This window comes from uncultured Turicimonas sp. (assembly GCF_902477955.1).
In the GTDB taxonomy this organism is placed as follows: Bacteria; Pseudomonadota; Gammaproteobacteria; order Burkholderiales; family Burkholderiaceae_F; genus Turicimonas.
The window spans coordinates 26,771-39,791 of sequence record NZ_CABSJB010000003.1; the positions used below are offsets into that span (position 1 = coordinate 26,771).

Below are 13,021 nucleotides of genomic sequence, written 5' to 3' on the forward strand. Positions count from 1 at the left end.
CCGCATCAGCATCTTTCAGTATTTGAGTCGTCAATTATTTTCCCCGCATAAAGAAGCCGTCGAGTTCTCGATGTGAAATTTGAACCCAGGTTGGACGCCCATGATTGCATTCGTCAGCACGATCAGTTTTTTCCATATCTCTTAAAACGGCATCCATTTCAGAGAGAGTCAAGAGCCGGTTTACGCGAATTGCAGAGTGGCACGCAATCGTTGCTAATACCTCATTTCGTTTTTCCGCAAGAACGGACGACTTCCCATACTTTCGCATGTCTTCGAGAACATCACGAACTAAGTCTTCGCCCTCTTTGCCGATTTTGGAGTCGAGCATGACCGGAGCTCCTCGCAAACTAAGCTGTGTCGGACCAACAGCTGATAAATCTAGCCCCAACTCGGCGATTTGGTCCCTACACTCTTCAAACACTGCCATCTGCTCTTCGGTAACGCTGAAAACATAGGGAATTAGGAATTGTTGAGTTACAACTTCTCGCCTGTCAAAACTTTTCTTAAGGCGCTCATATACGATTCTTTCATGAGCTGCGTGCATGTCGACGATAACCATGCCTTTATCATTTTCCGCAATGATGAAAGTACCCGCTATCTGTCCTACCGCCCTTCCCAAAGGCTGGTAGACCTCATTTTCTGTCTTTCCTTCTTCAGCGAAGTGAGAGGACGTGCCGCCTGAAAGATCCTCTGCCTCCTCGTCTGCCTTCATTGAGTGAATAGTCGTAGGGAAGTTGGACTGAGCAGACACAGCAGAACGCTCATTCTTTCCGTAAAAATCTAAGTAATGCTGGTAACCGTCATCTCCGCGCAATGTGTATTCTTTTCTCGGCGGAAAACTATTTTCTCCGGCGCTTCCGTAAGCCGTCCGTTTTGGCTCATCCTCCTGAAGCCCACTAAAGCTTTCCTTTTCCGTGAGTTCACCCGTCAATGGATCCGCAAGAACCGACTGCGAAATTGCGCTTTCGACTGCATGAAACACGAACTGGTGAATAGCAGATGAGTCTCGAAATCTAACCTCATTTTTTGTCGGATGAACATTAACATCTACCTTCAGCGGGTCAATCTCCAAAAACAGACAGTACAAAGGCTGAGAAGAACCGTGCAAAACATCTGCATAGGCTTGCCGCAGAGCATGAGTAAGCACCTTGTCCTTAACAAAGCGTCCGTTAACATAGAAGTACTGGCAGTCCGTACGGGTTTTAGCGGCAGTTGGCAAACAAACCCAACCGTACAATTTAACTGAAGGAGTTTCGGCACTGACAGTGCGATGAGCCTCTAAAAATTCTTTAGGCATCATGCGCTCTAACCTGGCCTCCAAAGTTGAAGGCGGCAGAGACAACACGCCTTTGCCATTTGCAAAAACTGAAAAATCTATCTCCGGGTTAGCCAAGGCGATGCGCTTGATACAAGTCAGGCAATGTGCCTGTTCAGTTGGTTCTCCTTTTAAGAATTTTCTCCGGGCCGGTGTTTTATAGAAAAGATCCGTGACCTCGATACGTGTTCCCTTCTTCAAAGCCGCAGGCGTAATTTCTTCTTTAAAAATAGAGAAACCATCTGACCCTTCAACTTTAGATGAGAGATGAAGATCAGCTACGCTGGCAATCGATGCTAAGGCCTCGCCTCGAAATCCCAAACTCGAAATAGATTCGAGTTCATCTAAATTTCTAACCTTACTTGTAGCATGACGTTTTAAAGCAAGCGAAAGGGACTCTTTCGGAATCCCGCAGCCGTTGTCCTGGATCAATATTCGTTTGATGCCGCCGCCGTCCAATCTAATTTCGATATGAGTAGAACCCGCATCAATGGCGTTTTCCAAAAGTTCTTTTACTACGGAGGCAGGTCTTTCAATAACCTCTCCGGCTGCTATTTGACTAATAAGCTGGTCAGGAAGCTCACGAATCTCCCGAAAAGCTCTTCTTTTTTCAGTTTCGATCATTCCGGTATTGTATATCCGAAAGTTTTTTCTGTTTTGCCATCTTCTTGAAAACAGAGAGAATTTTTCGGCTTTGAGTCTATTTCTCTTGAACCTGCTCTAGTACTTATCCTGCTTAGTGAAAAAATCCTTTTTCGTCTAGAATTACGTGGTCATGTGAATCACTGAGAAAGTTTTTGATGGAATTCCTTAACCTAGCGATTGAGCTTTTTAGAAACGCCGATCAATTTATTCTTCATGTTGCCGAGGCCTACGGGATCTGGATTTACATAGTTCTCTTCCTTATCTTCTTTGCAGAAACAGGCATTGTCATTTGCGCATTTTTGCCCGGTGATTCTCTCCTTTTTATTTCGGGGGCGGCCGCGGCAACCGGAGTCATGAACCCGATCGCTCTCATTCTGATTATTACAGCCGGTGCCATTGTCGGAAACACAACCAACTTTTACATCGGATCGTGGCTGGGTAAAAAAATCTACGACGGCTCGATTGGATGGATTGATCAATCTGCTCTTCAAAAGACACATTCCTTCTATGAAAAGCATGGCGGTAAAACAATTGTTCTTGCCCGTTTCGTTCCGATTGTTCGTTCCTTTGCTCCGTTAGTTGCGGGGGCAGCTCAAATGAACACCGTTAAATTTGAACTTTACAGCGGTTTCGGGGCCCTCTTCTGGGTAGGCTCTATCGTTGGAGCAGGATATCTTTTCGGCAATATCCCGTTTATCAAAAACAATCTTTCTCTGATTTTAATTGTCGGTATCTTGGCTGCACTCGGACCATTCACGATTGCCATGTGCATCCAATTGTGGAAAAAATACTTCGGTACCAAAACAAGTTAATTAATCGGCCTCAGAATATCCTTCAGCTGTCTCCCGCTCCCGGAAGACAGCTTTTCTTTTGAGCTCATCAAACTCAGCCTCTTGTTGATGAGCTCTTTTAACTCAAAAAATTTCTTCTTTTATTCCCAAGCGGGTACTACGGCACCCTTGAACTCCTCCTTAATAAACTTAGCCACTTCCGGAGATTGGAAGGCCTTCACAAATTTCTTAACTTGCTCATCGTTTGCATTATTAGCGCGAGAGGCGATGACAATCAAAGCGTACGGAGCATCCTTGGACTCAAAGTAAAAACCTTGTTTCTGAGGAGATAAAGAACCGCTGATTGCATAGTTCATCGGAATGCAAGCAAAATCAACATCCTCTAAACTTCTTGGCAACTGTGCAGCCTCGAGTTCTTTAAATTTCAATTTCTTCGGATTTTCAATAATCTCATGGACAGTAGCGGTACCACCGGCACCGGCTTTCAGCTGAATGAGGCCGGCCTGCTCGAGAAGAATCAGGGCTCGGCCCTCATTGGTCGGATCATTTGGGATGGCGACCGTTGAGCCTGCAGGAACCGTCTCCAGGCTCTTGATCTTGTTAGAGTAAAAACCCATCGGCTGTACCACTGCTTTGCCGATATTCTTAAGGTCGGTACCTTGCTGTTTGTTAAAGTTATTCAAGAAAGGTTCATGCTGATAGACAACCACGTCCAGAGCTCCTTCAGCCAGGCTCTTATTCGGCGTGATGTAATCGGTGAACTCAACTACCTTCACGTTTAGACCGTCTTTCTTTGCAACTTCAGCAGCTTTCTGCACATTTGCAGCGTGCGGGCCGGCAGTAGCACCCACCTTCAGCTCAGAAGGTTTCTTATCCTGGCATCCCGTCAAAGCCAAGGCGGAGACAATGACCAGAGAGGACAGCAACTTTAAGGTTTGTCTTTTTAACATGATGATTCCTTTGAAAGTAATAAGAAATTAGAAATGGAGATGTCTAGCGTGTCGCAACACTCGACGGACACGCGAATTTGATGAGAAACTGATTTCAACAATAACTTCTCGAACTCTGAGAAGGTTCTGAGAAAGTTTGTATGAGTTATAGATACTTTTATGCTTGTAATTGCCGAATTCATGATCTTTTGCTAATTAAATATATTTAAAAAATATATTTATTCTTTATAAAAATTTCGATAGAAAAATATAAAGACGCCCAAATCCTTTAAGGAAATTGGGTTAGCACATTCGGCACATTCGCAGAGAAAAATCAATAGCAGCAGCGGCGTTGGTAAACGCTTCATAGCCGGCTGTGTTATTGATATAAGACATTTGTTTTTGAACTTAATTTCGTTTCAACGAAAATTAGTTTATTAAAAAATTCGCGTTTTTTTCTTTTTCAAAATACTTTTTGCAAAAAGCCGGGTTTTCCCCGGCTTTTTGTTCATCATGAGCTTTCAGCAAAAATTATTTTTCAAATCTTGCTTCAAGAGCTGCAACGGCAGGAAGCGTCTTGCCTTCCAAGAATTCCAGGAAAGCGCCACCGCCTGTGGAAATGTAGGAGACTTTATCTGCTACATCGAAGGCCTTTGCCGCAGCAATGGTATCGCCGCCGCCGACAATACTGAACGCACCGGCCTTAGTTGCTTTCGCAATCGTACGGGCTAAGTCATGTGTTCCTTCCTTGAAGTTATCCATTTCGAATACTCCGAGAGGACCGTTCCAAATGATGGTCTTAGCACCATCCATCACGCCGCGAAGCATCATGCTTGTCTTAGGACCAACGTCAAGAATCATTTCATCATCTTGAATATCGTCAACGTCACAGATTCTGAAACCGGCGTCATAACCCATATGGCGGGCAACAACAACGTCAACCGGAAGCGGGAACGGAAGCTTTCCTTCCTTAGTTTTCATCACTTCCATAACCTTCTTGCATTCATCAACAAGTTCCGGTTCAGCCAAAGACTTGCCGATCTTCTTGCCTTGAGCAAGCAAGAATGTGTTAGCAATGCCGCCGCCGACAATTAAGGTGTCAACCAGCGGAGCCAAGTGAATCAAGATGGTAAGTTTAGTAGAGACTTTAGATCCGCCGACAACAGCAACAAGCGGATGTTCAGCGCCTCCGACGGCTGCAGTCAAAGCATCGATTTCTTTTGCAAGAAGAGGACCGGCGCAGGCAACTTTAGCGTACTTAGCCATACCTTCTGTAGTGGCTTGAGCACGATGGGAAGTACCGAAGGCGTCATTGACGTAAATGTCGCAGAGAGCAGCCATTTTCTTGGACAGCTCTTCATCATTTTTCTTTTCACCGACGTTTCCGCGGCAGTTTTCAAGAACAACGACTTCACCGGGTTCAACATCAACACCGTCAACCCAGTTTGTAGCAAACTTAACTTCTTTGCCGAGAAGCTTGCCAAGGTAATCAGCTACGCCCTTTAAGCTGTCGTTCTCAGTAAGTTCGCCTTCTTTAGGACGGCCGAGGTGAGAGCAGACCATAACGGCAGCGCCGCCTTCCAAAGCCATATTGATAGCAGGAAGAGACTCACGAATGCGGTGGTCGTCGGAAATTCTGCCTGTCGGACCGCGAGGCACGTTTAAGTCAGCACGGATGAAGACTCGCTTACCCTTAAGTTCGCCGTTTTTGGCTAATGACTCTAATGTCTTAACTTTCATTTCTAATCCTGTAAATAGGAAACCCGAAGATTTCTTCGGGCTCCAAATCGAACTAATTACTTGGCGTTATACATTGCGGTTGCTGTGTCGAGCATGCGGTTGGAGAAACCCCATTCGTTGTCATACCAAGCAACGGCTTTCACGAGAGTTCCGTCGATAACCTTAGTCAAGGTTGCATCGAAAATAGAAGAATACGGAGAATGGTTGAAATCAGAAGAAACTAGAGGCATTTCGTTGTAGCCCAAAATTCCTTTGAGTTCTTTAGATTCAGAAGCTTCTTTAAGAATCTTGTTAACTTCTTCTACAGTTGTCGGACGAGTTGCGTTGAAAGTTAAATCGCAGACGGAAACGTTGATTGTCGGAACACGCATTGCGTAACCGTCAAGCTTGCCTTTCATTTCAGGAATAACTTCACCGACTGCCTTAGCAGCGCCTGTCTTAGTCGGGATGATGTTATGGCCGGCAGCTCTGGCTCTTCTCAAGTCTTTGTGCTTAACGTCTGTCAAAACCTGGTCGTTTGTGAAGGCATGAACGGTTGTCATCATGCCGTCTTCAATACCGATTTTTTCCATCAAAGGCTTAACAAACGGAGCCAAGCAGTTTGTTGTGCAGGAAGCATTGGAAACAACAACGTCGCTGGCTTTCAATACGTCTTGGTTAACACCGTAAACGATGGTGGCATCAACATTTTTGCCGGGACAGGCGATCAATACTTTCTTTGCTCCGGCTTCGATATGAGCCATGCAGCTTTCTTTATCGCGGAAAGCGCCTGTGCACTCTAACACGATATCAATATCCAAATCTTTCCAAGGGAGCTTACGCGGATCACGTTCGGAAACCATCTTGATGCGGTCGCCGTTAACAACGAGATAGCCGTCGTCCCAGGCTACATCGCCGTTGAATCTACCATGAGCTGTATCGAACTTAGTAAGATGGACTGTGGCTTCAGGTTTGGCTGTATCGTTGATAGCGACAATTTTCATGTCAGGCCATTTCTTTTCTTCATAGAAAGCACGAAGAACCATACGGCCGATACGGCCATAGCCGGTAATTGCTACTCTGATAGTCATCTATTATTTCCCCTTGTTAAGTGTGGTTTTAACAGTATTCACGATATTTTCAACAGTGAATCCATAAAGTTTAAACAGATCCTTGGCAGGTGCGGACTCTCCGAATTGATCGAGTCCGATTACAGTGCCGTTGCCTTTGACGTATTTCCACCAAAGTCCTGTGGAAGCAGCTTCGATAGCCACGATTGGCAAGCCGTTGCCCAAAATGTCAGTCTTATAGGCTTCATCTTGGCGATCAAATACGGTTGTGGAAGGCATGGAAACCAAACGAGCCTGGATATTTTCAGCAGTCAAAATCTTTCTGACTTCGGCGGCAAGTGCTACTTCGCTGCCTGTAGCCAAAAGAACAACCTCGGTCTGTTCTTTGCCTGCAGGAGCTTCTTCCAAAATGTAGGCGCCCTTTGCGATGTCATCTGCGTTAGTTTCTTCTCTAACCATGAAAGGAAGGTTCTGACGGGAGAAAATCAAAGATGTCGGGCCGTCCTTTCTTTCGATAGCGCTCTCCCAAGCAATAACGGTTTCAACCGTATCGGCCGGTCTCCAAACATCCATGTTCGGGATCAATCTCAAGCTGGCCAAGTGTTCAATCGGCTGATGAGTCGGGCCGTCTTCGCCTAAACCGATAGAGTCATGGGTGTAAACGAAAATTGTTCTGAGCTTCATCAAAGCTGCCATTCTCATGGCATTCTTCTCATAGTCCGAGAATGTCAGGAAAGTTGCGCCGTATGGAATGAATCCGCCGTAAAGAGCAATACCATTCATGATGGCGCCCATACCAAATTCACGCACGCCGTAGTTGATGTGACGGCCAAGCATGTTGTCTGCTCTTAAGGCCTGTACACCGTTCCAGTTGGTTAAATTGGAACCAGTAAGGTCAGCAGAACCGCCGACTAACTCAGGCAAGTGCGGTGCCAACTCATTCAAAGCCATCTGGCTAGCTTTTCTGCTGGCGACCGTTTTTTCTTCTTCAACAGCCTTCAAGATGGCATTGAAAGCAACATCATCCCAATCAGCAGGAAGTTCCCCGGCCATTCTGCGTTCTAACTCAGCAGCAAGTTCGGGATAAGCTTCCTTGTATTTTGCATAAAGGTTATTCCATGCAGCTTCTTCCATGTCGCCTTTAGCTCTGGAATCCCAAGCTTCATAAACTTCTGCAGGAATTTCAAAAGGACCGTATTCCCAGCCGATGGCTTTTCTGGTTACTGCAATCTCTTCATCCCCGAGTGCTTCTCCGTGGGCTTTGCTGGTGCCTTGTCTATTGGGAGAGCCGAAGCCAATGATGGTTCGGCAGTCAATCAAAGTCGGTTTGTCGGACTTCTTAGCCTGAGCAATTGCTTCGGAAACCGCTTCGGCGTCATGACCGTCGATCGGGCCGATTACATTCCAGCCATAGGATTCAAAACGTTTGCGGGTATCATCAGCGAACCAGTATTCAACCTTTCCGTCGATAGAAATACCGTTATCATCATAAAGAGCGATAAGTTTATTGAGCTTCCAAACGCCGGCCAAAGAGCATACTTCATGGGAAATTCCTTCCATCAAGCATCCGTCTCCGAGGAATGCGTAAGTGTAGTTGTCGATGACGTCAAAACCAGGACGATTAAATTCGGCAGCCAGCATTTTTTCTGCTAAAGCAAAACCGACAGCGTTTGCAATTCCTTGTCCCAGTGGTCCTGTAGAAGTCTCTACACCTGGAGTTACACCAACTTCCGGATGTCCCGGGGTTTTGCTGTGCAGCTGACGGAAATTCTTGAGGTCATCAAGGCTCAAATCGTAGCCAGAAAGATGAAGAAGCCCGTACTGAAGCATGGAACCGTGACCGTTGCTTAACAAGAAACGATCTCGGCCGATCCATTTCGGATTATTTGGGTTGTGACGAAGATGATTTTTCCAGAGGGCAACTGCGATATCTGCCATTCCCATCGGCATTCCCGGGTGGCCAGACTTTGCCTTCTGTACTGCGTCCATGGCTAATGCACGTAAAGCATTAGCCATAGTCTTAGCGGAGACTGATGATGTCATGATAGAAAGATAAATATATTTAAAAACCTGCCATAGGGCAGGAAGTTCAAGACTCTGCCATTTTACCAAGATGAGTACGCATATAACATACTGAACTTAGTTCAAAATATTTCAAAGTAAAGCTCTTGAGGCAAAGAGACGACAAACAGTATTATTCTTACTTAATTCCACAAGAGAAGTTCGTAAATTTATGCCGAGATTTTATGTTCCCGACACCGCTTATAAAGTCGGCGAAGAAGTTGTTTTGCCTCCGGAGGCCGTACACCACGCAATGAGAGTTTTGCGCATGCGCGAAGATGATGAGGCCGAACTTTTTGACGGCAACGGAAATTCAGCAAAAGGCACAATCCACTTTGCTAAAGACTTCGCATCCGTAAAGATTTTAGAAACTGCTTACACGCAGGAAAACTCTCTAAAAATCGTCCTTCTTCAGTCCTTAGTCTCTAATGAAAAAATGGACTGGATTGTCGAAAAAGCCTGCGAACTCGGAGTAACGGAACTTATCGTTTTTCCGGCCGATCGCTCGGAAGTAAAGTTAATTGGAGACAAACTTCTTAAAAGAATGGAACGCTGGAACAAAATAGTCGTCTCAGCGTGCAAACAATGCAAAAGAAGTGCTTTGCTTAAAGTTTCCTGGCTTTCCTCCCTCCAAGATTTCAATCCTGAAGGAATCCAGAAAAATTTCATCATGATGCCTCAAGCAACTCTTTCAGAGAAAGCAGAAGAAAAAATAGAGTCAGTTTCTTTTGCAATCGGACCTGAAGGCGGTCTTTCCCAACGAGAGATCCAGCTTCTGACGGAGAAAGGATTTGAGCCGAAACAGCTAGGCCGATTCGTTTTCAGAACTGAAACCGCCGGTATTGTGGCGGCCTCTTATGCCCACACATTGTGGGACTGGAATTAAGATCCTTTTGATGGACACATGCTATAAGAGCTTTTCTTCGCGGAAGAAAAGCTCTTGAAAAATGTGGTTAGAAAAATTAATTTGTAGCACTCACACTACCATCAGGATTGATGTGAGTGGAATATGAAGCCAAGTGTTTAGTTTCATTAGCCGGGAGAACCCTCTTCCCGCTTCTCGCCATTTTTAACGCCGTCGAAACATCTCCGGAAATCGCATAACGAAGATTGTCTCTCATCACCAAGACCTTATTCCCGTAGCCCTTGTCAGTTCTATGATTTGCGGCGCCAACGTAGAATTTCAGACCTTTAGCCAGTGAACCTGTTTTGTTGATGTACTCTCGTAAAATCTCAGTGCCTACTTCAATTCCAGCCTCAATATTGTTGGCTGCTTTCAGACCTCCAAAACGTTTGTATTTCGAAGTATGCACACGCACATGAACCTGCATCAAACCTTTAGCTCCTGCAGCACTTTTAGCATTCGGATTAAAAGAAGATTCAATAGCAATAATTGACAGAATCAACAAAGGGTCAATGTCGTATTTCTTTCCGGTAATGAAAGCCTGAGCTACCGCTTCTTTAATATCTTGTTCCTTTGCTTTAGTAAAGTATTTTGATATGAAAGATACAGCACGCTCTTGAATGACAGACAATCTGTCTTCTTCATTTTCTTGAGCAACAAACGGCTCCAGATCCAAATTCAAATAAGAAAGGACCTTTTGACTAGCCGCCTCTGAGTTAGCCTCAGTAGCAGGTGCCTCCACACAAAGCGAGTTTATGTAGTAGGTAAGAAGACAAAAACCAGCTGCCACGAGAACAAACTTGCGAAACTTGACGGCTGCGCTCATTGTTTTTGACCAACGGCGACCAGCTGTCACAACACCGGCTCCTTCGGATAGTGTATTTTTATCAATCATTTAAAAATTATCTCATAGGGTTTTTCTCTTGAAAACCAATGAGAAGCAATGATTAAGTGAAATTGTGTAGGCAGATGCAATTAAATGTGACGCCTAAATTGGGGATGCTTTCCTCTTGAAATTTTTCCTTCAACCTTTGACCTTAGTAGGTTCAATCCAAAATCTTGAGAAAAAAATTGGCCATTTTGGGTTCTTGAGGTTGTTAAATATATTTACATTTTGTCGAACACGGTTACCTTTCTATCTTGCTCAAGCCTGCAAAACCCAAGTTAGCAATTTAGTAATACTATAGCTTTGTCAAAAATCCTTCTGACAGAAGCAATCTCCATTCGATATCCGCCTTTATTTGGTGTCCTTTTTGAGAGGTTCTTCTTCTCCGCCACCACTGCTTTCAGAGGACAAATAAGCGAACAGAACCATTAATACCATTGCAATAATTGAACAACCGCGTACAGCAAGTTCTGCCCCGAAAAACTTTGCCGAGAGACCCAAAATCAATTGTCCTACCGGAACAAGTCCCAGCATCACGGCTAAGTACATGGCAGAAAACCGTCCCCGATAAATGTTGGGAGCTTTACGCTGAACGGCGTTATTAGCAGCCGCCAAAGAAAAAGTTAATGCGGCGCCGGCAACTAAAGCGCAAATCCATTGGGAACCTAAAGACTCCAGTGCCGGAAGTACGGCAAAACCGATACAAGTGATCCACCCGCCCATCCAGACAGTGGTGACGTGATTAATGATTCGCTTGTTTTTCTGCATGAGCACGGCAGCAGCTACTGCTCCAAACCCCAAACCGGAAGACATAGAACCGAAACTTACCAGCTCAGAACCTTTCAATGAAATAGCCGGTAAAAGCGCAACAGACGGCATCACTAATATGGAAAGACAGGCAACCTGAGGCAAAACTTCTTTAAGTACTTGGTACTTAGCAAAAAGTTGTCGGGACGTCATCCCCGTGCTTTCTTCTCTTTCCTGTTGTGTCGTTGCATTCGGAATGCGGACCACGGCCATGATGTAGATCATCGGGATAAAGCAAATCGCATTCATGGCAAAGCACCAGCTGTTGCCGACTGACTCAATAATTGCAACTGCTAATAAAGGTGCAAAAGAACGTGCTACGTTCATAATCAGCGATTGACGGGCTACAGCTTGGGAGACAGTTTCTCCGCTTTCGACCAACATTGAGTGCAGAGCCGGACCGTCAACGGAACTGATTATTCCGAAACACAAAGCTAATACGGCCAAGATAGTTGGAGTCAAATGATTGTGATAAGCCAAGAAAGCCGTTATTGCCGCAACACAGCAACCCAAAGTCTGAGTAACTAAAAGAATTTTGTGTCGATGAAAACGGTCGGCTACTTGCCCGGCCAAGGGAGCAAGCGGAAGAGTCGGCAGAGCAGAAAGCAATGCGATTGCACTTAGCCATATAGGCGAATGAGTAAGCGTCCATACCACCCATGACAGTGCCATCCCATGGACAAAACGCCCTAACGTCGAAAAGCTGTATGCATACCAAAAGTAACTTTTCCCTTTCAACGCTCATCCTCTCTTTCTCTGTATTCAGCGAAATATTCTAGATTAGTTATGAGCTGTACGGTAAAACCCGATATCCTTCTTTCCAAAAAAAAACCGGTCATACAAAATGGCCGGCTGCTTAAAAACAAAAGCTAGGATTTCATGTCAAATCTTTTCTATACGTCCATGAGTTTTTCCAATTCCTCTCTATTTCCTGCTAACTCTGGTTTCTCGGACAAGATAACCATTAATTTAAGACGAGCTTTCGCAGCTGAGGTTTCTCCTCCGCGGATAGCCCCCTTGTTTCTGCTGTCAGTGACGGAACCCGGATAAGCGTAGACCTGGTAAGGACGGCCTCCGTGAGTTCGGGTAGTTATGACGACTACAACACCTTTATCCGTTGCGTCTTTAATTCCTTCTACCATCATCGGCGGAATATTTCCTCTGCCGAATCCTTCAACAATGATGCCTTTGCAGCCTTTTGCGACAGCGTAATCAATGTAATCTCGGCCGATACCTGTCTGGGCCGGTACGATATCAACGCGTGCCGTGAGAGCTTTAGGAGCAAAGGTTTGACGGTTCAATGGTTCTCTTCTGAATACAACTCTGTCCACATCGCAGTAACCAATGGGTCCCCACCATGGAGAGGCAAAAGTAGCAGGATTGGCAGAATGAGTTTTGCGGACTTGGCCGGCTGCATGAATAGTTTCATTGAGGAGGACCATCACGCCCTTCCCTCTAGCTTCCTCGCTAGCTGCTGTCTTTACTGCGCAATAGATATTTGCGGGACCGTCAGGGCTGGTGTCTCCGGCACCTCTCATTGCAGCGGTAAGTACAACTGGCTTTTCGCCTTGGTGAAGCAAATCCAGCATATAAGAAGTTTCTTCCACTGTGTCAGTACCATGCGTAACTACGGCGCCTGCAACTTCCTCGCTTTCTAAAGCTTCATTAATCATTTTTGAAAGCTGGAACATCATCTCGGGAGTCATTCCCGGGCTAGCGATATTGGAAAACTCACGCACTTCAACATCAGCGACTTTGTCTAAACCCGGGACAGCTGCTGCCAAATCTTCTCCGCTCACGGCAGGAACAAGACCATTAACCTTAGGATCGTATTTCATGGCAATTGTGCCACCGGTTGTAAATACGATAACTTTCTTCTTTCCGCTCATTCTTA

General features: G+C 45.3%; 10 protein-coding genes. 2 read left to right on the forward strand and 8 right to left on the reverse strand.

What is annotated here, in order from left to right; genetic code table 11:
• Nucleotides 1-34 precede the first annotated feature (34 nt).
• The gene (gene mutL, locus RDK53_RS01700) at nt 35-1,939 is read right to left on the reverse strand and encodes a DNA mismatch repair endonuclease MutL (RefSeq protein ID WP_308512995.1); all 1,905 of its coding nucleotides are present in this window, start codon (nt 1,937-1,939) and stop codon (nt 35-37) included.
• Nucleotides 1,940-2,115: 176 nt separating this feature from the next.
• On the opposite strand from mutL, the gene RDK53_RS01705 reads away from it, so the two are divergent.
• Nucleotides 2,116-2,772, forward strand: coding sequence for a VTT domain-containing protein (locus tag RDK53_RS01705; RefSeq protein ID WP_308512996.1), 657 nt, complete (start codon nt 2,116-2,118; stop codon nt 2,770-2,772).
• Between the two features lie 119 nt (nt 2,773-2,891).
• Here the strand turns inward: RDK53_RS01705 and RDK53_RS01710 are convergent, their stop codons facing one another.
• The 4 genes from RDK53_RS01710 to tkt form a co-directional block, all read right to left on the reverse strand.
• A complete protein-coding gene (locus RDK53_RS01710) occupies nt 2,892-3,701 on the reverse strand; it encodes a MetQ/NlpA family ABC transporter substrate-binding protein (RefSeq protein WP_308512997.1) in 810 nt (269 codons plus the stop codon).
• Between the two features lie 510 nt (nt 3,702-4,211).
• Nucleotides 4,212-5,420: a phosphoglycerate kinase gene (locus RDK53_RS01715; RefSeq protein ID WP_308512998.1), complete on the reverse strand. Its 1,209-nt coding sequence runs from the start codon at nt 5,418-5,420 to the stop codon at nt 4,212-4,214.
• A 56-nt stretch (nt 5,421-5,476) separates the two neighbouring features.
• Nucleotides 5,477-6,490, reverse strand: a complete 1,014-nt coding sequence (gap, locus tag RDK53_RS01720) for a type I glyceraldehyde-3-phosphate dehydrogenase (RefSeq protein WP_277039746.1) — start codon at nt 6,488-6,490, stop codon at nt 5,477-5,479.
• A 3-nt stretch (nt 6,491-6,493) separates the two neighbouring features.
• Nucleotides 6,494-8,512: a transketolase gene (tkt, locus tag RDK53_RS01725; RefSeq protein WP_308512999.1), complete on the reverse strand. Its 2,019-nt coding sequence runs from the start codon at nt 8,510-8,512 to the stop codon at nt 6,494-6,496.
• Nucleotides 8,513-8,702: 190 nt separating this feature from the next.
• On the opposite strand from tkt, the gene RDK53_RS01730 reads away from it, so the two are divergent.
• Nucleotides 8,703-9,416 carry a 16S rRNA (uracil(1498)-N(3))-methyltransferase gene (locus RDK53_RS01730; RefSeq protein WP_308513000.1) on the forward strand — a complete coding sequence of 238 codons (714 nt, stop codon included), beginning with the start codon at nt 8,703-8,705 and terminating at the stop codon, nt 9,414-9,416.
• 76 nt (nt 9,417-9,492) lie between these two features.
• Here the strand turns inward: RDK53_RS01730 and RDK53_RS01735 are convergent, their stop codons facing one another.
• From RDK53_RS01735 to RDK53_RS01745, 3 genes are all read right to left on the reverse strand, one after another.
• Nucleotides 9,493-10,329 (reverse strand): transglycosylase SLT domain-containing protein, encoded by an 837-nt coding sequence (locus RDK53_RS01735; RefSeq protein ID WP_308513001.1) that lies wholly within the window; start codon nt 10,327-10,329, stop codon nt 9,493-9,495.
• Nucleotides 10,330-10,671: 342 nt separating this feature from the next.
• Entirely contained in the window at nt 10,672-11,865 is a 1,194-nt protein-coding gene (locus tag RDK53_RS01740; protein ID WP_308513002.1) for an MFS transporter, read from the reverse strand.
• A 155-nt stretch (nt 11,866-12,020) separates the two neighbouring features.
• Nucleotides 12,021-13,016 (reverse strand): asparaginase, encoded by a 996-nt coding sequence (locus RDK53_RS01745; RefSeq protein WP_308513003.1) that lies wholly within the window; start codon nt 13,014-13,016, stop codon nt 12,021-12,023.
• Nucleotides 13,017-13,021 lie beyond the last annotated feature (5 nt).